Here is a 20309-nt window from a genome sequence, read left to right as displayed (position 1 = left end):
ATTTTTTGATAAATGATAAATTTTAACGGAGCAATAATTTCTAACCAAGAGTTACAATTGTCAAACGAAAATAGAGCATTCAAATACGGTGATGCTATTTTTGAAACCATAAAGGTTGTAAATGGAAAAGTGGTTTTTTTTGAAGACCATTATTTTAGATTAATGGCATCTATGAGAATGCTTCGTATGAAAATCCCGATGGAGTTTACATTGGAATTTTTACAAGAAGAAATTTTAAAAACTACCAAATCTATTTCTGATTCAGGAAGTTTTAGAGCTCGTTTAAATGTATACAGAAAAGATGGCGGATTATATAATCCAAAATCTAACGATATCGATTATTTAATTGAAGTTTCATCATTAGAGTATCAAGAAAAATCTACTTACAAGATTGATTTGTTTAAAGACTTTTATAATTACTCAGGATTATTGTCTACTGTAAAAACAAACAATAGAATGCTGAATACCTTGTCAGCAATTTTTGCAGAAGAGAACGATTTAGATAACTGTGTATTGTTAAATGAAAGAAAAGGAGTAGTGGAGGCTACAAATGGAAACATTTTTATTATTAAAGATAATGTAGTTAAAACTCCAGCTTTAACCGAAGGTTGTATTAAAGGAGTTGTTAGAAAAAAGGTAATAGAAATTTTAGAGAAGAATCCTGATTATACTATCGAAGAGACTGTTATTTCTCCTTTCGAAATTCAAAAAGCAGATGAGGTGTTTATTACCAATGCAATTATTGGAATTCAGTCAGTAACAAACTATCGTAAAAAAACGTTTACTTCTGAGATAACGAAAAAAATAAAAAGTAATTTGAATATCTTAATGGTAACAAGCTAATTCATTTGAATATCACTTGGAGCATTAGCCCAAATCTTGTACTTACCACCTTTTTGTAGCAGCTTATCTTTCCAGAAAGTTTCATCATTTGTTAAAAAGATATTCTCATAATCATTTTCAGAAACAAACCAAGAGCTAGTGTGTAATTCATCTTCTAGTTGATTGGTTTCCCATCCAGAATATCCTAAGAAAAACCGAATGTCAGTAGGTTTAAGTTTTCCGTTATTTAATAGGTTCTTTAGCAACTCAAAATTACCTCCCCAATAAATACCATTAGCAACTTCTATACTGTTAGGAATTAGATGTGGCACTTTATGAACAAAATACAAATTATCCTGTTCTACAGGCCCTCCTTGGTAAACTGTAAAGTCACAATCGATTTCAGGAATTAAATCGCTTAAAACATGTTTTAAAGGGCGATTCAATATAAATCCAACCGAACTTCTTTTAGAATGTTCAGTAAGCAAAATAATAGCTCTCTTAAATGAGTTGTCATTTAAAATTGCAGGTTCTGCGATTAATAATCTCCCTTTTTCAGGTTTTAGTGCAACCATAAAAATCTTGTTAGTAAATACTAAGGTAGTAAAAATTTTAGTAAATATTTAACAAAAGAAGTGTAATAATAAGATAAATAGGAAAAAACCTTTACTTTTTTCAGGAGTTTTTAATGAATTTAAAAGTGTGATTAAAATTTTTCTAATAATTGAAGAACTTCATTTTTTTTACGAACAGAAACAGGTATTGTTGTTTTATTTTTTAAAACTAAATAACCACCATCAGATTTAACAAATTCTTTAATGTATTGTAAATTAACTAAATGACTTTGATGAACTCTTGTGAATTCAAGCTCTTTTAACATGTCAGCAAAATATTTCAGCGTTTTACCTACTAATATTTTTTGTCCGTCATTCATGAAAAATTCAGTGTAATTATTATCTGATTTACACCTGACGATATCGTCTAAATTAACCACAACAATTTTATCAGAAGTATTTAAAGAAATCTTCTTTGGGCGCTGATTTGGGCTATTAATTGACTGTTGTAATACCGTTAATTGTTCTTTATCTGGTTTAATTTGACTTTTAGCTTTGTTTATAGCATTCGTTAAATCTTTGTTTGAATATGGTTTTAAAACATAATCGATAGCAGCAAACTTAAAAGCCTTTATTGCGAATTCGTCGCTAGCTGTTACAAAAATTACTTTCGATTGTAAATCTGGGTAGATTTCTAAAACATCAAAACCAGTACCATCTCCTAACATGATATCTAAAAATAAAATATCGGGCTGTTGTTTTCTTAAAAATTTGGAAGCTTCAACAACACTTTTAGCAGTACCTATAACTTCAATTTCTGAATGAAATGTAGTTAAGTCGTTATATAACATTTCTAAAGCAGAAGGCATATCCTCAACAATAATCGCTGTTAGTTTGTTCATGTTAAAAATCAGTTTTTAAAGGGATTCTAAAAAATACTTTTGTGCCAATTACAGTTTTGTTTTCAATGATTTCGTTTATTGTAAATAGATTTTTATTTGATAAGCTTTTAATACGCTCCTTAGTAACTTCTACAGCTATTGAATTATGATCGCTAGCTTTTTTATTGAGTTTAGATTGGTTTAACCCTATACCATTGTCTGTAATACTACATTGTAGAAAATCGTTTTTAATAGAAAAATTAATGACAATCTTTCCATCTTTAATCGATTTAATACCATGTTTAATACTGTTCTCAATAAAGGGTTGAATTAGCATTGGCGGAATTAAAATCTCGTCAGGATCAATATTTAAATCTGTGTTAACTTGATATTCAAACGGATTTGAATTCATTTGTTGTTCTAGCTCTAAATAATTTTTCAGCGTTGTTATTTCTTCAGTTAAACTAATTTCTTCTTGCCTAGAGTTATGAAGTATTCCTCGTAAAAGGGTTGCGAACTTGCTTATTGTTGAATTCAATTCTATTGAATTTCTAGAATTACCTAAAGCTTTTATTCCGTTTAATACATTAAAAATAAAATGCGGATTCATTTGTAATTGCAACGCTTTTTGTTCAAGCGATAACAAATGATTTTCTAATTGTAGTTTTTCAATTTTAGCTTTGTTTTTAGCTTTTACTTTTTTTATATATGAGTAGGTAACACCGCCAAGTAGAACAAGTAATCCACCAATAATACTCCATCTAAACCATTCTTTTTCATAAATAGGCTTATCAATAAAAAACTGAAAATGAATAGGGTCACTTTTCATTTTTCCTATTTTAGATTGTGCTGTAAAAGTATAGTTTCCAGAATTTAAATTGGCAAAGTTTACTGAGTTATTTTTAGTCCATGGACTAAATTCATTGTTTAATTTATAGCGATATTCTACTTCTTTTGGTTTGTTAATATTTATAGCCTTAAAACTAAAAGATAAATGATTTTTGTTTGGTTTAAGCTGTAATGTTTTAGGGTAGTTGTTAATATTAATACTATCAAGCGATTTGTATACAACGTCTATATTTTGAAAGGTGATAATAGGTTTTAAAGTAGCATTATTGTTTCCTCTAATTTTATACAAACCTTTATTATTTGTTGCAATCCAAATGTTTTTTTGAAGATCTTGAAAAACAGCGTTTATTTGATTTGTTTTTAGCGTATTGTATTTATTAATGCTTTTTATAAAGTTAAAATTGGTGTCTAAAATTTCTATACCATCTTCTTTAGAAGTAATCCAAAACTGATTGTTGATTAATTTAATACTAGTTACTTTTTTTGCGTTTATAAGGATGTCAGTTACAGTATTATTTTCAATTACTTTTAAACCGTTATTGTAAGTTGTTGTTAGGTGCTTTTTTTTGCTTAGTAAAATAGAAGTAAAGTTTCCTAAAGCGATTCTTTTTAAAGTTTTAGGATTCATTAATTCATCTAGTTTCCATAACCCTTTATTTGTAGCTATCCAGTAGAATTTACCATCAAATTTTAAATCGTTAATGGTATTTAAATCTATTTGAAAGTTTGTGCGAAGTGGCGATAGGAAATCTTCTCGAACTCGATAAATTCCTTTAGATGTTCCAAGAAAAGGATGATTGTTCGTATTTAAAATACAATTGATTTGTTTTCCGTCAAAGTTTGTGAAACTATTTTGCTTTTTTATACTTATACCTTTATTGGTTCCAACTAATAATTGATTTTTTTTATTAGAACTAACAAAAACATTATTAGAAATTAAACCATTTTTTGTAGAAAAATTTACAAACTCATTTCCATCAAAACGAGAAATACCTTTATTGGATGAAAACCATAAATACCCTGTTTTATCTTGTGTAATATTTGTTATTTTTAAACTAGGTAAACCATCTTTTAAAGTGTAATTTTTAAGACCTCCGTTTTGCGCAGTGCTATTTATTACTACTAGTAATAAGGGTATTAAAAAGAGATTTTTAAACAACTTCATATTAACAAACTTACAGTAAAAAAGTAACTGCTCAAATTAAACAGTTACTTTTTATAATTATCAAATAGCATTCCATTACTTCATTGCATATAAACGCTTATTATTGGTATCTGGTTTTATATGTTCTAGGTTGCCATAAGGTTTTGTAATGGGCTTTAATACGCATAAAACAGATGCTTTTCCTTTAATAATTAGCTTTTCATTCTTTATTCTATAAGACCATCTAAATTTTTCTACTGGAATATCCATTTTATCAATGTCTTTCATTAAATCAACATTAATTGCAATAAAATCCATGATTTCTTCTTGCATTGCAAACGTTGGAATTTCATTATCAGAATTCGTATAATCTAATTCCCATTTTACAGGAACGGTGAACTGTTTTGTGTATGGCTCACCAACATAACGCTCTTTCTCATTCGTTAAAGCATCAAACCAGCTTATCTCTTTTTCTTCTGGATATTTCTTAGCAATCTCTTTTGATAAATCTACTTTTCCAGGAGAATGTGCTGTAGGGTAGAATACATAATACGGTTTTGCTAAAAAGTGCTTTGTAAATTCACCACCAAAAACATTAAAATATGGAGAAGCTTTTATTTGCGGAACCTCATCAGTAGCAAAAATTTGTTTAAAACTGTTTAAAAGCTCTTTTTTATCACCTAATCCGTTTGCATGAAAAATGATTTTACTGTTGGCGTTTATTCCTTTTTTTACTTTAGGAAGATTAGCTTTTAGTAAATTTTCTGAACTTGTTTTTTCTCCATTAACAGTAGTTTCTAAATTCATTTCTTTCCACGGATTGTTATGATTTACAATATGTATTTCTCCGTAAGGGTTTTCGCTAGCGTTATTATTCATCCACGTAATAATTTCTTCGATAGAGTAGGTGTCATTTATTATTTGATAGTTTTTTTCTTTAAAATATACTCTAGCACTGTCGTAAAAATCGCTGTCCTTTTTATTGTATCCAGCAATAAACACAATTGGTTTTCTTGGTTTTAAATTTGTTTTTACTGTGATCTCTTCTTTTTTAGCAATGTTTCCCACTTCTAGTGTTTTGTTCGTTTTAGTTTCTTCACAACTAGTAAAGATTCCGATAAGTAGCAGTAATCCCATTACTGTTCCTACTTTTAAAATGTGTTGTTTCATAGGTTTTTTATTTTAAGGTTATTGTTTATAGTTATTGTTGTAAAATGATGGTTACATTTTTTTCAAGGTTAAAATCATTAGATAGTTTATTTAGGATGTTTGGTAGATTTCTATCGTTAACCCATAAACCATTTTCTTCTTTTTCTACAGAAGCGATTAACCCGTTGTTATTTACTTGTAGTTTTAAACTCGTGTACTTGTTTAAGTACATTTTTAATACTGATGAATAATTGTTATTTGACCACATAATTGTTTGTTCTTTTAGTTTTCTAATTACCTTTAAGAGGTTTTATATGGTCAAAATTAGAGGAGAAGTGAAGTGTAATTTGAAGTTAATTAGAATTCGTTGGGAATAAATTAGAATTCGTTGTAAAAAGAGAAAACCCTTTATTTTCTTATTATGAAAATAAAGGGTTTAGTAAACAACAAAAACTAACAATTAAGATTTTAAGAATTTATTTAGTACTTCATCAATTTCTTTTTTACTAGCATCTTTACCAAGTTTAAAAATGTGCATAAATAAAGGCTTATTATCTATTGATTTTTTCAATGAAATATCTTTATCCTTTTTAAAAGTATTTTCCCATCTATTTCTAACTCGTTTCCAGAAGCCTTTGTTTTCTTTCCAGTATTTAATTGCTGCCTCACATTTAGTGTCTTCAACTTTTTCATAAGTGTTAAATCCTTTTTCTTGTGCTAGTAAGAAATCTTCTTCGTTATCTTTTCTAATTACTTTGTCGTTATCTTGATTGTGAATCCAACCTTTAGAAGTGATTTCATGACGATTTCTTCTAACTAAAACATTATAATCTTTTCTTTGAGTATGTTCTCTTCTAGCTAAAGGGGCATCAGTTTTATTTTCCCAATAACTTTTTCCGTCAACATGAACCCAAGTAGCACTCCCTTCGTATCTCGGACTATCATCTACTTGATACACTTTCTGTGCCCATTGCCCTTTTACTTCGTTTTGAGGTAATTGTGTGAATTTCCAGTTTTTGTTTTTATTGAATTCATATAAATTTTGATTTTCATAAACCCAATCTTGTCTCCAGTGTTTTACAATATGTGGTTTATCTTTTTTACCAACAATTAATATGTGTTGTAACTGAATTTTATTCGATTTATCAGTTACAACTTCTACCCATTCTAAAGCTTTTTCATGTTTTGTTTTAGAAGGAGTATAGGTTGAGTCTTTTGAATAATTAAAGGTTTCGGTAAAATTAAAACCAACATTAAAACAACCACTCATTGCTTTTATAGCTTTAATATCTTGTTCCTTTTTTGTTTTTTGACTCCAACCATTTGATGCTAAGGTTAAAGCTGTAATTAGTAAGATTATTTTCTTCATTTTATGAATTTGTTTGAATTAAAAATTTTCGACAAATATATAAAGTTTATTTAGATTGAATAAAAATAAAATATATATTTGCATCAAAATTATTAAGAATGATTCTAAACAGAAAATGGCTTTTACCATTAATAATGATTTCTAATATTGTTTTTTCACAAAAAAAAGAACAAGTAAAAAAAGATGAAAAGTTAGATGAAGTAATAGTTACTGCTACTAGAACTAAGAGGCAGTTATCTCTAGTACCAATGCCAGTAACCTTAATAACAAAAAAGCAATTACAAAAATCAGGTTCGGTTAGGTTACGAGATATATTACTAGAACAAACAGGTATAGTAATGGTGACTGATTTTGGTAACTCAGAAGGGTTACAGCTTCAAGGTGTATCTGCAGATTATACGTTGATTATGATAGATGGAGTACCAATTGTAGGTAGAACTTCAGGTAATATTGATTTAAACCGACTAACAGTAAATAGCATTAAACAAATTGAAGTAGTAAAAGGTCCGTCTTCTTCGTTGTACGGATCTGAAGCGATTGGAGGAGTAGTTAATATTATAACAGAAACTCCAAAAGAAAACCAGCTTAAAGGTAATTTTCAATTGTTAACCAGATTTGGAGCTAAGAATGAATTAGACATTAATGCAGGAATTACTTCTAAAAAAGATAAATTAGGAGTTGTTGCCGATGTAAACTTAAACTCTAGTGGAGGTTTTGATTTATCTCCAGAAACAGAAAATATAACAACGTATCCACATCAGAATTTTACAGGAAATTTGAAGGTGTTATATGACTTCTCTGAAAACTTAAAAGGAAACATTTCTCAACGTTTATATACTCAAAATCAAAAAAGTGCTTTTGGAAATAATACTCAAAGAGATTGGAATTTTAGTACAAATTGGAATCATAGAATAAATAATTCTTGGTCTATAGATTATTCATTTTACGGTACACAGTATAAAGCCGAAAGTGTTTTTAATAATGAAGTAACAGTTTTCGATAGAAGTCTTAATCGACCAGAAATAAAGAGTAAACTTAAACTTAAGAATAGTAATTTAATAACAGGAGTAGGAGTAAATTTTGATGCACTGCTAAGAAGTGAGTTTGATGATAAAAAGAAGTTTATAGCTTATTATGCTTTTGCTCAATACGATTTTAATCCGCTTAATAGACTTAATGTAGTATTAGGTGCAAGGTTTGATAATCCTGATAAGTATAAATCTGCTTTTTCACCAAAATTATCAGCTCGATATAAAATAAATAATTGGTTAGCTGTTAAAACTTCTGTCGGAACAGGTTTTAAAGCTCCAGATTTTCGCCAGTTGTACTTAAACTTTAGAAATGGTGTAGGAGGATATATCGTTTTAGGTACGCAAGCAATTCATGATTTATATCCAAATGCAACCGGATTAGAACGTATTGAAAGAGAGTTAAAACCAGAAACATCTATTGGATATAATTTTGGTTTTCAAATTAAGCCGATAAACAACTTAAAATTAGATATTAATCTCTTTAGAAATGATATATCTGAATTGATAGATACGTTTGATACAGAACTGAATCCAAATGAACTTAATTTGCCAAATAATACCAGAGTGTTTTCTTACAGGAATATTTCTGAAGTATATACCCAAGGTGTCGAGTTAGATGTTAGTTATAAGCTAAACCATAATTTAAAAATTCTAGGTGGATATCAGTTTCTAGATACTGGTGATAAAGAGCAGGAATCAAAAATTAAAAACGGAGAGATATTTATTAGAAGAACATCTTCATCTTCTTCAGAAAAGTTAACCCTAAATAACTATTTCGGTTTAGCAAACAGATCTAAACACACAGCCAATCTAAAATTATTTTACGAAAATTTTGAGCATAATTTCTCAGCTAATATTAGAGGAATTTATAGAAGTAAATATGCATTGTTTGACACAAACAACAGCCAAGGAATTATAGATAATTACGACAAGTTTGTTTCAGATAATCTTCAAATCAATTTAACTATTGATAAGAGCTTTAAAGACTTTATTACACTTCAAGTTGGGGTAGATAATTTATTCAACGAAGAAGGAGTAGAAAATTCAAATAATTTTCCGAATAATGACAGTGTACTTCGTTTAGGAAGAATAATTTACAGTAGAATTCAATTTAATTTTTAACTATAAATCAATCAATTATGACAATAGAAAAAATCATCAACCTAGTACTAAGTTTAGTTTTAGGTGGTATGTTAATCTATGGCGGGATAGGAAAATTTTCAAAAGAAAATCCGTCTCCAAATCAAGTGGTAGCGAAAGCTCAAAAATTTCAACAACCAGAAAAAACAGAAACCCTTCAAAAAATACTGTACATAAACGGAATGAAACAAACCGGTTATATGTGGCAGTTTTTAGGAGCAATGCAAATTTTATGTGGTGTATTATTAATTAGTCAAGTATTTACATTATTAGGAGCAATAATGGCTTTTCCAATAGTAGTAAACATCTTTTTCTTTCACCTGTTTTTAGAGTTTGATGAAACCAGTGAGTTACTTCAAACCTTAGGATTATTATTAATAAACGTATGGTTTTTAATCGTAGTAATTCGAAAGATGAAAGCAGTTTTATTTCAACCAGAACAATTACAATTTTTAAATAAATAATTATAAATCAACCAAAAATGAAAAACTTAAAATCAATTTTATTATTAGTAGTATTAACTTTTATCGTTATATCGTGTTCAGAAAACGATAGTCTTGTTATAGAGCCTATTGAAGCTAAAACAATATCAAATTTACATGCACCACAGGAACAAGCAGGTCATGGTCAACCAATTTCAGGAGAGTTTACGAAGTTTAGTTTTAAAGAAGGAAAACAAGTAACAGATGATAATTGGGATATTGCTTTTAGAGGACTTAGAGTTATTATTAATGGAGGTAATAAATATGGTTTAACAGATGAACCAGAAAGAACTGGTAATGCATCTTTAGCTGTAATAAAAAGTCCATTTAAAGATGTAAAAGAAACGCCGACTGAAGACAAATTTAAACAAGATGCAAACGGTGTATACGCAATTACATCTGATGGAGGAGATGATTGGTATACTTATGGAAATAGAATTGTAACTGCAAATGCAGGGACTATTTTAGTTGTTAAAACTATTGATGGGAATTACGCTAAAATGGAAATAAAAAGTTATTATAAAGATAACCCTAACACAATTACAACTTCAAGTGAACCACGTTATTATACTTTTGATTATGTGTACAACCCAAGAGTAGGAGATAAAAGTTTTCAGTAAGCTAAAAAAGGCTATTGAATTTTGTTAGTTTTTGTTACGTTAAGGCTGTCTATCCATAAAAGGTTGGGCAGTTTTATATTTTGTCTTTTAAATAACTAGCAGTGTAAGATTTTTTATTCTTAACCATTTCTTCTGGTGTACCAGTAAAAATTAGGTTTCCTCCATTTTTTCCTCCTTCAGTTCCTAAATCAATAATGTAGTCAGCACATTTTATAAGTTCAATATTGTGCTCAATAACCACAATAGAATGCCCTTTTTCTATTAAAGCATTAAAAGAAGCTAATAGCTTTTTAATATCATGAAAATGTAAGCCTGTAGTAGGTTCATCAAAAATAAATAAGGCTTTATCTTTTGTATTTCCTTTTACTAAAAATGAGGCAAGCTTTATACGTTGTGCTTCTCCACCAGATAGAGTAGATGATGATTGCCCTAATTGAACATATCCTAATCCAACATCTTGTAAAGGTTTTAGTTTTCTAGCAATTTTAGGTTGGTTGTTCTCTGTGAAAAAAGCTACAGCATCATCAATAGTAAGATTTAGAATATCATCAATTGTTTTTTCTTCAAAATTTACTTCTAAAACTTCTTTCTTAAAGCGTTTCCCGTTACAAGTATCGCATTGCAAATGTACATCTGCCATAAATTGCATTTCGATAGTAACTTCACCTTCACCTTTACAAACTTCGCAACGACCTCCTTCTACATTAAATGAAAAATGTTTTGGCTGATAGTTTCTTATTTTAGATAATTTTTGCTCAGATAATAATTTTCGAATATCATCATAAGCCTTTATATAAGTAACAGGGTTAGACCTTGAAGAACGACCTATAGGATTTTGATCGATAAACTCAACATGTTTTAAATTATCATAACTTCCTTTAATATCTGTGTATTGACCAATTTTGTTTCCATAACCAACTAGCTTTTTTTGCATTGCTGGATATAGAATTTTTTTAACCAAGGTACTTTTTCCACTTCCAGAAACCCCTGTAATAACCGTCAAGTTATTTAGCGGAAAAGAAACATCAATATTTTTTAAATTGTTTTCTCGTGCTCCAATAATATCAATTGAATTCTTAGAATTTCTACGAGAAGCAGGAACTTCAATTTTTAGCTCTTCAGATAAATATTTTGCTGTTAAAGATTCTGATTGTAAAATTTCATTAAAAGTTCCTTCAGCAACTACATGACCACCATAAGTTCCTGCTTCAGGACCGATATCTATAATATAATCAGCTTCTTTCATAATATCTTCATCATGTTCAACTACAATAACGGTGTTTCCTAAATCACGAAGATCTTTTAAAACTTTAATTAAACGTTCAGTATCTTTTGGATGCAAACCAATACTCGGTTCATCTAAAATATACATAGAGCCTACTAAAGAGCTACCCAATGAAGTTGCTAAGTTTATGCGTTGACTTTCTCCTCCTGATAAAGTGTTTGAAGTTCTATTTAAAGTTAAATAATTCAAACCAACATCGGTTAAAAATTGTAAGCGATTATTAATTTCTGTCAATAAACGTTTCCCAATTTTTTCTTCATACTTATTCAATTCAATATTGTTGAATAAAACAGCTAATTCATCTAGCGGAAGGGTAACTAATTCAGAAATAGTTTTCCCATAAACCTGAACGTAATTAGCTTCTTTTCGTAAACGCTTACCGCTACAATCTGTACAGGTAGTTTTTCCACGATAGCGAGAAAGCATCACGCGGTTTTGAATTTTGTAACTCTTCTCTTCTAAAGTTTTAAATAGATGATGTATTCCTTTAAATTTTTTAGTTCCATTCCAAACAAGCTCTTTTTGTTCATCAGAAAGTTCAAACCAGGGTCTGTGAATTGGAATGCCGAATGCTTCGGCACCCAGAATTAAATCTTCTTTATAATGTAAGTAGCTATCTGTTTTAAAAGGAAAAATTGCATTCTCGTAAATAGACAGTCCTGTATTTGGAATCACTAAATCTTCATCTATACCAATAACACTACCATAACCTTCGCATGTAGGACATGCTCCGTATGGATTATTAAAGCTGAATAGATGAGTGTTTGGTTCTAAAAAAGAAATTCCGTCTAGTTCAAATTTATTACTAAAAGGAGTAACTGTTGAAGTTGCTATATTTTCGATATAGCAAAAGCCTTTTCCTTCAAAAAAAGCAGTTTGAATGGCGTCTCCTAATCTATTATAAAAATCTTCGTCGTTTTTAATAACGATTCTATCAATAACTAAAAATATTTCGTCGTTTTTATAATCTTTAATATCAAATTCGTCAATTCGATAAACCTTATTGTTGTATTTTAAACGAGCGTAACCTTGCTGAGTTAAAACCTGTAAAACAGTTTTAATATCACGGTTTTCGTTAATAGTGATAGGGGCAAGTAATAATAATTTGGTTCTTTCTTCAAATGTTTTTACAAAGTTTAATACATCAGAAACGGTGTGTTTTTTCACTTCATTTCCAGAGATTGGGGAAATGGTTTTACCAATGCGAGCATATAAGAGTTTTATATAATCGTAAATTTCGGTTGAGGTACCTACTGTTGAACGTGGATTTGTTGAATTTACCTTTTGTTCGATAGCAATTGCAGGCGCAATCCCTTTAATATAATCAACTTTTGGTTTGTGTAACTTTCCAAGAAACTGACGTGCGTACGAAGATAAACTTTCAACATAGCGTCTTTGCCCTTCAGCATACAGCGTGTCAAATGCTAATGAAGATTTTCCTGAGCCAGAAAGCCCAGTAATAACTACTAATTTATTTCGAGGAATCACTACGTCAATGTCTTTTAAATTGTGCAGTTTGGCTCCTTTTATAATAATGTTTTCCTTAGGGTTAACGGTAGAAATATCTGTCTTCATTTACTCAAAAATATAAACGCTAAAAATACCACTTTTAGAAATCTTTTTAAAGATTATATAATTGTTTTTTTAGTTTTTTAAGATAAACTTTATTGATTGTTTGTAATTGTAAATAAAAAATTGAATATTTGTAACTAGTTACTAATCAATAATTAATAGCCTATAGCAAAATAATTACTTTTTAATAAATATACCCCTTAACGAAAGAGTCTTAACGGATTCTAAAAAAAAGTAATTATGATGCATAAAGATGTTATAAGCGATAGTGTTTTAGTAAAAGACTATCTGAATGGAAAAGAATTAGCAATAGAATTATTGATTAAACGTCACCAACAAAGATTGTACAGCTTTATCTACAGCAAAGTACAAAACAGAGATACTACAGAAGATATTTTTCAAGATACTTTTATAAAAGTAATTCGCACACTAAAAAAAGGAAGTTATAATGAAGAAGGTAAGTTTTTACCCTGGGTTATGAGAATTGCTCATAATTTAATTATTGATTTTTTTAGAAAGAGTAACAGAATGCCAAAATTTAATAATACTGATGATTTTGATATTTTTTCAGTTTTAAGTGATGGATCTTTAAACGCAGAAAATAAAATTATTAAAGAGCAAATTTTAGCTGATGTTAAAGAATTAGTAGAAGAATTGCCAGAAGAGCAAAAAGAAGTTTTAAAAATGCGTATTTATAACGACATGAGTTTTAATGAAATCTCTGAAAACACGGGGGTTAGTATTAACACAGCTTTAGGAAGAATGCGTTATGCTTTAATTAATTTGAGAAAAATAATTGAAAAAAATAAAATTATTTTAGTAAATTAGACAATATTAGTAAAATTGTATCGTTAAATACTTGAAAATAAACTAATAAAAGGGGATATATGATACAACTTTACTCTGAAAGATCTTCGGATTTTAAAATGAAACCTAAACAAGAAACAGTTCAATTTTTGATTAATTTTTCTAAATCGCTAAAAGTAGTTAAAACCAAATCAAACTATCTCATTGAATTGAATTTGAATTAAGAGTGGAAAAAGCTTCAACTAATGTTGGAGCTTTTTTTATGGACTTAATTTTTGTAATATTCGTTAAGAACAGATTTTCTACCAATAGTTTTAGTAATAATATCGTTTTCTAACTTCCATCCTCTAGCAGGAGAATATTCTCTACCATACCAAATAATTTGCAAGTGTAAATCATTCCACAATTCTCTTGGGAATAAACGTTTTGCATCTTTTTCTGTTTGATTCACACTTTTTCCGTTAGATAAATTCCAACGAAACATTAATCGATGGATGTGAGTATCTACAGGAAAGGCAGGGACATCGAAAGCTTGACTCATTACAACACTTGCAGTTTTATGTCCTACAGCAGGTAACTCTTCTAAGTATTCAAAGCTCTGAGGAACTTTTCCGTTATGTTTTTCAATTAAAATTTTAGATAAACCATAAATTCCTTTCGATTTCATTGGTGATAATCCACAAGGTCTGATAATTTCCTTAATTTCTTCTACGGTCATTTTTACCATATCATAAGGATTATCAGCTTTAGCAAATAACAAAGGTGTAATTTGGTTTACACGAACATCGGTACATTGCGCAGATAATAAAACAGCGATTAAAAGAGTGTATGGATCCTTATGGTCTAATGGGATAGGTATTTCCGGATATAATTCTCCTAATGTATTTATAACAAATTGTACTTTGTCTGCCTTAGTCATTTTCAATATCTTTATATCGACAAAAATACAAATTATGACTACATTAAAAATAGGAGATAAAGCACCCAATTTCGAATCTGTTGATGAAAAAGGAAATGTTATAAAACTTTCTGATTATAAAGGGAAAAAACTAGTGTTATTCTTTTACCCAAAAGCAAGCACACCAGGTTGTACGGCTGAAGCATGTGATTTAAGAGATAATTATCAAACTTTTTTAGCAAAGGGATACAACGTACTAGGATCGAGTGCAGATTCAGCTAAGCGTCAACAAAATTGGATTAATAAACACGAATTACCTTTTCCTTTGTTAGCGGATGAGAGTAAAGAAGTTATTAATGCTTTTGGGGTTTGGGGGCCTAAAAAATTTATGGGACGTGAGTATGACGGAATTCATCGTACTACTTTTGTAATTGATGAGAATGGTATTATTGAAAATGTAATTACTAAAGTGAAAACAAAAGCACATGCTGAGCAAATTTTAGGATAAAAAAAAGCCAAGTAAATTACTTGGCTTTTTTTATTAATTCTGTTTTTTTAACTCTTCTTGTAGTTGTTTACTCGTTTGTGAACTCCCATCGTGAGACCAACCAGGAGGCATAAAAATATATTTTAAACGTGTACCCAAAGGAAGATGTTTTTTTCTATCGAAAAAATCTTTAAATATTTCTTTCCATTCATGAAATAAAATATTGATTGGTCCCTTATCTTCTAAAGGCTTTGTTAAACCAAATTTCAGTTCTTCATATTCTTCGGTAGTTTCTTCAGCTTGAAAAGTACCAAACATTCTATCCCAAATAATTAAAAACATTCCCATGTTTTTATCTAAATATTTTGTGTTAGAAGCATGATGCACTCTGTGATGAGAAGGTGTTACAAAAATGTACTCCCAAATATTTAAAAAGAAACCAGCAACTCCTTTTTTAGTATTCTTTTTAATAAAATTAGTATGACATAATGTTCCGTAATTTTGATTCATTGCATATGCAAACATAATATGTAGCGGAGCTATTCCTATCAAAATTAAAGGAACTAAAAACATAAATCGATATAAAGGTTGAAATACAGGAGAACGGAAACCTGTAGAAATATTATAATATTCCGAATTGTGGTGAGTTACGTGTACTGCCCAGAAAAATCGTGAATGATGATCTACATAATGATGGATGTAATACAAGAAATCTTGACCAATAAATGCGATTAACCAATATAAAACCCCTGTGTGTTCCCAATTAATAAATCGATACTCGTAGAAGAAATCCATTACAATAAATGAAATTCCATACATTAACGTATCTAAAAGAATATTTGTTAAAGCAAAATACGCATTGGTAGAAAAATCTTTAAACTCATAATTTTTAGTTTTTCTTTTGTAGCTAAAATACATTTCAACACCAATAGCAAGAGCACAAACAGGAATGAACCATTTATATGCGTTTTGATGAGTAAAAATATCCATTAATTAATTTTTAGTCTGCAAAGATAACTGATATTTAGAACAGGTATTCGATGATTTAAGATTTTAACCTTTCAAGAATCCAGCTCTTAAAACTATAAAAATTTTGAGGCGCAACTCCGTGTCCTACAGGATATTCAGAGTATTTATTTACTAAATTATGCTTATCTAAAAAAGGAGAAGCTTTTCTAGCCCAATCAACGGGCAGTACTTGATCTACTGTTCCGTGAGAGATATAATAATCAGTAGTAATATTTTTTGAAATTTCTTTAGGTAATAATTCATCATTTATATATCCACTTAAAGCAACTACGTGATTCACTTTATTAGGATATAAAAAGCTTAAAGCGTAACTTAAAATAGCTCCTTGACTAAAACCAAGTAAAAATGTTCTATCAAGGTTTGTATTGTACTTAGTTTTTATTTCATCAATAAATAAAGCGATACTATTTATAGATTCTCTTGCTTGTACTAAATCAGAAAATTTTTCATTATTCGCATCAATATTAATAGCGTACCATGCATAACCACCATACCCTATATCGTAAGGTGCTTGTGCGCTAACTATTAATAATTCATCAGGTAATTCTTCAGCGAATGAAAATAAATCTTGTTCATTACTACCATATCCGTGTAGTAAAATTAACAAAGGTGGGTTGGTAATTCCTTTCTTCGGTTCTCTAACTATATAATGTAAACTCATGTACTTAAATTCCTTTAAACCAATCTTGAAATTGTTCTCCAAAAATTGGAACTAGTTTTTTTTCTCCTTTCAAAACAGCCATAAAACTAATAACCCAAAGAACAAATAAAATTACACCAACAATCCAGCCAGCAAAACTTCCTAGATATTTATAAACAACCCAAGTGTTTAAAAAAGAAAGAATATTTAAACCGATCATTTGTCTAATATAAAAATTTGCAAATGAGTTTTTCTTATTCATATTTAATACAAAAGCAATTATTAGTCCAATAACCCAAAAATGACAAATTATTGCATTTGTTTTTCCTTCATTTACTGTTTGATTCCCCATAATTAAGAGTTTAAAATAAGTTGATTGTTATTGTAAATTCCATACACTTTTCCTTTTAACTTTTTATTTAAAAAGATACTATTTTTCGATGTTGAAATAATATTTTCTTCCGAAAAAGTGTAATCCCCATCTGGAGAGAAAATTGACAAATCAGCTTTTTGATTTTCTTGAATTGATATTTTCTCTATTCCAAAACGCTCTTTAGGGTTATTGGATAAACAATTTACAATTGTTTCTATATCTAAAACAGAATTTAAAGCCCCAAAAGCGCTTTCTAAACCGATAGTACCGTCTTTTGCTGTAGAAAATTCTACTTTTTTATGTTCAATATCAATTGGGTTATGGTCAGATGTAATGATATCAATAGTTCCATCTTTTAAACCTTTCAGTAAAGCTTTAATGTCTTTCGATGTTCTTAAAGGAGGATTCACTTTTTTATTTCCATCAAAACCATGCAATTCATCATCTGTTAAAACTAAATTATGAACAGCAACGCTACAAGTAACATCTAAACCTTTCTTTTTAGCTTCTTTAATTAATTTAACTGATTTTTCGGTTGTAATTGTAGGGATGTGCAATTTACCGCCAGTATACTCTAGTAAAAATAAATCACGAGAAATTTGAATTTCCTCGGCTAAAGCAGGAATGCCTTTTAAGCCTAAAAGTGTACTGTTTTTTCCTTCGTTAGCAACACCATCACCAGCAATTGAATTATTTTTAGGAAAGCTTAACGCTAAGCCATCAAAATTCTGAGTATATAACAATGCAATTTTTAACAAATTATCATTTGCTATAGGTTTGTTATAGTCACCGAAAGCTATAGCGCCAGATTGTTGCATATCATACAATTCAGCCATTTCAATACCTTTATTTTGTTGTGTTAAAGTCCCGATAGGATATAGATTGGTTGCAAATCCGTTTGCTTTATTAATTAAAAATTCAACAGAAGATTTGTTATCAATTACAGGATTTGTATTCGGGTTTACAGCAACAGCTGTAAATCCACTTTTAGCTGCAACTTCTAAACCATGTTTAATTGTTTCTCTTTCTTCGTAACCTGGTTCACCAAAAGAAACACTAGAATCAAACCAACCAGTAGAAACGTGTAAGTTGTCAAGCTCTACAACTTGATAACCATCTTTTTTAGAGATATTATCATCAATTTTAGTAATTGATCCGTCGTTAATTAAAATGTCTTTGGTTTGTTGATGAAAAGGACTTGAAGCGTCTATGATTGTTGCTGATTTTATAAGCGTTATCATGGTTTAAAGAATTTTAAAATCAAAATTTCTAAAAGCAAAGATACAATGGCTAATGCTAAAAACCATTTCCAAAGCCATTGAATTTTATTTTCGTTATTTATACTTTCTAAAGTGTTTTTTACTGATGTTGAAATACTTGTGTTATCAAGGTTAGAAACATCTAAAAAGTTTAATGAGCTTTCATTCTTAGAATAATTAAAAGCGATGTTTTTTAAAATTTCATCATCTTGTTTTACTTGATAAAAACCAGCTTTTAAAGGTTGATTGGATGTTGTGATACTAACCTTATTTTGAAATGTTTGTTGTAAAGGAATAAAAGAGGTTTCGTTATTTGTAATAGTTAAAATTTCATCTTTTTGTATCTGGGTATCGATGTCAATTGTGTTTTGCTGACCAACAGTATAATAAAGTTTCGAAAGCTGTAAGCTTTGTTTTCCAATATTGTAAAATATAGGTACAATTAAAGGAGAGTTTGTAAAGTTGCTATTCTCTTTGTTTAGAGGAGCGGCTACCCAATAAAATGATGAATTTGCTAATTTTCTTTGTTTGATGAAACCTTGTTTATTTTCAAAAGAAACAATTGTACTCACATTATTAAAAGAAGTAATGAAAGAGCTTTTTACAAAAGGATATTGGAAATTACGAACCTTTTTATCAAAAACATTCTTTAATAATGGATGATTATAGTTAATCTCAGTAATTTTTAAACTGTCTTTTTTCTTAGAAAGTAAACGTCCAATAGTAGCTTTCTTAAAAAAACTATTGTAAGATTTAATAGCAGCATTTTTATGTGGAATAACAATAATGTTACCTCCTTTTTTAGCATAATCAACTAAACTATTAATTAAGGTTTCTGGAATGTCCTCAATTTCATTTAAAACAATTAAATTCTGTTTAGGAATTTGGTTGTAGTTAACATTTTTAGGAGTTGAATTAATAAAGTTAAATTCTTTTTTAGTGTAAATTCTTTCAAGAAAATTTAAAGATTCGCCAATACTTAAGACATTAATTTTTGTTGCTGTATTTATCGAAAAGTAAAACGAATTGTCGAAACTAAAAGTGTCGTTTATGTTGATGTCTACGCTTCCAAGAAATGTTGGAGTTTTCACTATTGAAAAAACAACAGTTTCAGTTTGATTTTGCTTGACAGAAAACGTTTGTTTATTTATTAATTTTTTTTGATTGTAAATAGCAATAGGAATGTTGTTTTTTGCAGCTCCTTGATTTTTGATTAAGATATTTACTTCATAATTAGAAGAACCATTCTCTTTAATAAAAACGCTATCTATCGAAATATTACTTTTCTGTTCTGGATTTAGTTTTACTAGTTGAGTATTTGAATCTAAATTATTTAAATCTTCTTTTTTTATGTTTTGAAAATCAGAAATTAAGATGTTTTTTGAAGAGGGTTGGTTAGTGTTGTTTTCGCTTGAAATCTTTAAAAGAATATCTTCGATGTTTGAATTCTTTGCTGTGATTGTAGTTTTTAGTAAAATGTCTTTTAAGTCAGAGGCAGTTTTGTTTTTATAAAAGTTATCATTAGTTAGTAAAGAATAATTTGCTTTGTCTGATAAGTTTTCAATAATTTCTTGAGAAGCTACTTGGAGTAGATTTCCTTTTTCTCCATTAGTATTTAGGCTTAATGAGTTATCTAAGTAAATAAAAAAATGTTGTCTTTCTTCAACTTTATGATTGCTAAAATATGGTTGAGAAAAGGCTAATATGATAGCTGTTAAAAGTAAAAGTCGAGTAGCTAAGATTAACCATTTTTTTATACGAGAACTTTTTCGGGTTTGTAAAACTAACTTTTGTAAAAAAGCAACATTGGTAAACGGAACTTTAACAAATCGTTGCAATTGAAATAAATGCACCAAAATTGGGATCAATAAAAATGCTAAGAAATATAAAATTTCAGGATGTTTAAATTGCATAGATT

Annotated in this window: 19 protein-coding genes; 6 read left to right on the top strand and 13 right to left on the bottom strand. The window is 29.0% G+C overall.

Annotated features, from left to right (window positions below):
* Nucleotides 1-12 precede the first annotated feature (12 nt).
* A complete protein-coding gene (locus H3Z83_RS02745) occupies nucleotides 13-843 on the top strand; it encodes an aminotransferase class IV (RefSeq protein ID WP_182123950.1) in 831 nt (276 codons plus the stop codon).
* Here the strand turns inward: H3Z83_RS02745 and H3Z83_RS02740 are convergent.
* The 6 genes from H3Z83_RS02740 to H3Z83_RS02715 all read right to left on the bottom strand — a co-directional run bounded on the left by H3Z83_RS02740 (nucleotide 840) and on the right by H3Z83_RS02715 (nucleotide 6768).
* Entirely contained in the window at nucleotides 840-1397 is a 558-nt protein-coding gene (locus H3Z83_RS02740) for a YqgE/AlgH family protein (protein WP_182123949.1), read from the bottom strand. The genes H3Z83_RS02745 and H3Z83_RS02740 overlap by 4 nt on opposite strands.
* Nucleotides 1398-1528: 131 nt before the next feature.
* Nucleotides 1529-2278 carry a LytR/AlgR family response regulator transcription factor gene (locus tag H3Z83_RS02735; RefSeq protein WP_182123948.1) on the bottom strand — a complete coding sequence of 250 codons (750 nt, stop codon included), beginning with the start codon at nucleotides 2276-2278 and terminating at the stop codon, nucleotides 1529-1531.
* Nucleotide 2279: 1 nt separating this feature from the next.
* Nucleotides 2280-4271, bottom strand: a complete 1992-nt coding sequence (locus H3Z83_RS02730; RefSeq protein WP_182123947.1) for a sensor histidine kinase — start codon at nucleotides 4269-4271, stop codon at nucleotides 2280-2282.
* A 75-nt stretch (nucleotides 4272-4346) separates the two neighbouring features.
* Nucleotides 4347-5420 (bottom strand): hypothetical protein, encoded by a 1074-nt coding sequence (locus tag H3Z83_RS02725; protein WP_182123946.1) that lies wholly within the window; start codon nucleotides 5418-5420, stop codon nucleotides 4347-4349.
* Nucleotides 5421-5451: 31 nt separating this feature from the next.
* Nucleotides 5452-5667, bottom strand: coding sequence for a hypothetical protein (locus H3Z83_RS02720; protein ID WP_182123945.1), 216 nt, complete (start codon nucleotides 5665-5667; stop codon nucleotides 5452-5454).
* Between the two features lie 192 nt (nucleotides 5668-5859).
* Nucleotides 5860-6768 (bottom strand): DUF6607 family protein, encoded by a 909-nt coding sequence (locus H3Z83_RS02715; RefSeq protein ID WP_182123944.1) that lies wholly within the window; start codon nucleotides 6766-6768, stop codon nucleotides 5860-5862.
* 98 nt (nucleotides 6769-6866) lie between these two features.
* Here H3Z83_RS02715 and H3Z83_RS02710 point away from each other — a divergent pair, with 98 nt between their 5' ends.
* The 3 genes from H3Z83_RS02710 to H3Z83_RS02700 are packed head-to-tail and all read left to right on the top strand — an operon-like array spanning nucleotide 6867 to nucleotide 10041.
* Nucleotides 6867-8921, top strand: coding sequence for a TonB-dependent receptor plug domain-containing protein (locus H3Z83_RS02710; RefSeq protein WP_182123943.1), 2055 nt, complete (start codon nucleotides 6867-6869; stop codon nucleotides 8919-8921).
* Between the two features lie 17 nt (nucleotides 8922-8938).
* The gene (locus H3Z83_RS02705) at nucleotides 8939-9403 is read left to right on the top strand and encodes a DoxX family membrane protein (protein ID WP_182123942.1); all 465 of its coding nucleotides are present in this window, start codon (nucleotides 8939-8941) and stop codon (nucleotides 9401-9403) included.
* A gap of 17 nt (nucleotides 9404-9420) precedes the next feature.
* On the top strand, nucleotides 9421-10041 hold the full coding sequence (locus H3Z83_RS02700) for an HmuY family protein (protein ID WP_182123941.1): 621 nt from the start codon (nucleotides 9421-9423) through the stop codon (nucleotides 10039-10041).
* A gap of 73 nt (nucleotides 10042-10114) precedes the next feature.
* Here H3Z83_RS02700 and uvrA read toward each other — a convergent pair whose 3' ends face one another.
* Nucleotides 10115-12901 carry an excinuclease ABC subunit UvrA gene (gene uvrA, locus H3Z83_RS02695; protein WP_182123940.1) on the bottom strand — a complete coding sequence of 929 codons (2787 nt, stop codon included), beginning with the start codon at nucleotides 12899-12901 and terminating at the stop codon, nucleotides 10115-10117.
* Between the two features lie 240 nt (nucleotides 12902-13141).
* Between uvrA and H3Z83_RS02690 the strand changes: the two genes are divergently transcribed.
* Complete coding sequence (locus H3Z83_RS02690) at nucleotides 13142-13726, top strand: RNA polymerase sigma factor (protein WP_182124372.1); 585 nt, start codon at nucleotides 13142-13144, stop codon at nucleotides 13724-13726.
* Between the two features lie 247 nt (nucleotides 13727-13973).
* Here the strand turns inward: H3Z83_RS02690 and H3Z83_RS02685 are convergent, their stop codons facing one another.
* Nucleotides 13974-14624 carry an endonuclease III domain-containing protein gene (locus H3Z83_RS02685; RefSeq protein ID WP_182123939.1) on the bottom strand — a complete coding sequence of 217 codons (651 nt, stop codon included), beginning with the start codon at nucleotides 14622-14624 and terminating at the stop codon, nucleotides 13974-13976.
* Between the two features lie 34 nt (nucleotides 14625-14658).
* Here H3Z83_RS02685 and bcp point away from each other — a divergent pair, with 34 nt between their 5' ends.
* Nucleotides 14659-15111 (top strand): thioredoxin-dependent thiol peroxidase, encoded by a 453-nt coding sequence (gene bcp, locus H3Z83_RS02680; RefSeq protein ID WP_182123938.1) that lies wholly within the window; start codon nucleotides 14659-14661, stop codon nucleotides 15109-15111.
* Nucleotides 15112-15144: 33 nt separating this feature from the next.
* Here bcp and H3Z83_RS02675 read toward each other — a convergent pair whose 3' ends face one another.
* The 5 genes from H3Z83_RS02675 to H3Z83_RS02655 are packed head-to-tail and all read right to left on the bottom strand — an operon-like array spanning nucleotide 15145 to nucleotide 20304.
* Complete coding sequence (locus H3Z83_RS02675; protein ID WP_182123937.1) at nucleotides 15145-16080, bottom strand: sterol desaturase family protein; 936 nt, start codon at nucleotides 16078-16080, stop codon at nucleotides 15145-15147.
* A gap of 55 nt (nucleotides 16081-16135) precedes the next feature.
* Nucleotides 16136-16780: an alpha/beta hydrolase gene (locus tag H3Z83_RS02670; protein ID WP_182123936.1), complete on the bottom strand. Its 645-nt coding sequence runs from the start codon at nucleotides 16778-16780 to the stop codon at nucleotides 16136-16138.
* A 4-nt stretch (nucleotides 16781-16784) separates the two neighbouring features.
* On the bottom strand, nucleotides 16785-17111 hold the full coding sequence (locus H3Z83_RS02665; RefSeq protein WP_182123935.1) for a hypothetical protein: 327 nt from the start codon (nucleotides 17109-17111) through the stop codon (nucleotides 16785-16787).
* 2 nt (nucleotides 17112-17113) lie between these two features.
* Nucleotides 17114-18373 (bottom strand): dihydroorotase, encoded by a 1260-nt coding sequence (locus H3Z83_RS02660; protein ID WP_182123934.1) that lies wholly within the window; start codon nucleotides 18371-18373, stop codon nucleotides 17114-17116.
* Nucleotides 18370-20304 carry a BatA domain-containing protein gene (locus H3Z83_RS02655; protein WP_182123933.1) on the bottom strand — a complete coding sequence of 645 codons (1935 nt, stop codon included), beginning with the start codon at nucleotides 20302-20304 and terminating at the stop codon, nucleotides 18370-18372. Before H3Z83_RS02655 ends, H3Z83_RS02660 begins: the two co-directional genes overlap by 4 nt.
* Between the last annotated feature and the right edge of the window lie 5 nt (nucleotides 20305-20309).

It is taken from the genome of Tenacibaculum pelagium (assembly GCF_014062345.1).
Classification (GTDB): domain Bacteria; phylum Bacteroidota; class Bacteroidia; order Flavobacteriales; family Flavobacteriaceae; genus Polaribacter; species Polaribacter pelagius.
Note: the sequence above shows the minus strand (reverse complement) of the source record. Positions and strands in the feature narration are given on the sequence as shown.

Excerpts from the sequence above, each read along its gene's own strand:
- H3Z83_RS02690 (WP_182124372.1), top strand. The coding sequence starts at position 13,142 with ATGCATAAAGATGTTATAAGCGATAGTGTTTTAGTAAAAGACTATCTG.
- H3Z83_RS02700 (WP_182123941.1), top strand. The coding sequence starts at position 9,421 with ATGAAAAACTTAAAATCAATTTTATTATTAGTAGTATTAACTTTTATC.
- H3Z83_RS02660 (WP_182123934.1), bottom strand. The coding sequence starts at position 18,373 with ATGATAACGCTTATAAAATCAGCAACAATCATAGACGCTTCAAGTCCT.
- H3Z83_RS02715 (WP_182123944.1), bottom strand. The coding sequence starts at position 6,768 with ATGAAGAAAATAATCTTACTAATTACAGCTTTAACCTTAGCATCAAAT.
- H3Z83_RS02735 (WP_182123948.1), bottom strand. The coding sequence starts at position 2,278 with ATGAACAAACTAACAGCGATTATTGTTGAGGATATGCCTTCTGCTTTA.
- H3Z83_RS02745 (WP_182123950.1), top strand. The coding sequence starts at position 13 with ATGATAAATTTTAACGGAGCAATAATTTCTAACCAAGAGTTACAATTG.
- H3Z83_RS02705 (WP_182123942.1), top strand. The coding sequence starts at position 8,939 with ATGACAATAGAAAAAATCATCAACCTAGTACTAAGTTTAGTTTTAGGT.
- H3Z83_RS02740 (WP_182123949.1), bottom strand. The coding sequence starts at position 1,397 with ATGGTTGCACTAAAACCTGAAAAAGGGAGATTATTAATCGCAGAACCT.
- H3Z83_RS02720 (WP_182123945.1), bottom strand. The coding sequence starts at position 5,667 with ATGTGGTCAAATAACAATTATTCATCAGTATTAAAAATGTACTTAAAC.
- H3Z83_RS02725 (WP_182123946.1), bottom strand. The coding sequence starts at position 5,420 with ATGAAACAACACATTTTAAAAGTAGGAACAGTAATGGGATTACTGCTA.
- H3Z83_RS02675 (WP_182123937.1), bottom strand. The coding sequence starts at position 16,080 with ATGGATATTTTTACTCATCAAAACGCATATAAATGGTTCATTCCTGTT.
- uvrA (WP_182123940.1), bottom strand. The coding sequence starts at position 12,901 with ATGAAGACAGATATTTCTACCGTTAACCCTAAGGAAAACATTATTATA.
- bcp (WP_182123938.1), top strand. The coding sequence starts at position 14,659 with ATGACTACATTAAAAATAGGAGATAAAGCACCCAATTTCGAATCTGTT.
- H3Z83_RS02730 (WP_182123947.1), bottom strand. The coding sequence starts at position 4,271 with ATGAAGTTGTTTAAAAATCTCTTTTTAATACCCTTATTACTAGTAGTA.
- H3Z83_RS02665 (WP_182123935.1), bottom strand. The coding sequence starts at position 17,111 with ATGGGGAATCAAACAGTAAATGAAGGAAAAACAAATGCAATAATTTGT.
- H3Z83_RS02710 (WP_182123943.1), top strand. The coding sequence starts at position 6,867 with ATGATTCTAAACAGAAAATGGCTTTTACCATTAATAATGATTTCTAAT.
- H3Z83_RS02685 (WP_182123939.1), bottom strand. The coding sequence starts at position 14,624 with ATGACTAAGGCAGACAAAGTACAATTTGTTATAAATACATTAGGAGAA.
- H3Z83_RS02670 (WP_182123936.1), bottom strand. The coding sequence starts at position 16,780 with ATGAGTTTACATTATATAGTTAGAGAACCGAAGAAAGGAATTACCAAC.
- H3Z83_RS02655 (WP_182123933.1), bottom strand. The coding sequence starts at position 20,304 with ATGCAATTTAAACATCCTGAAATTTTATATTTCTTAGCATTTTTATTG.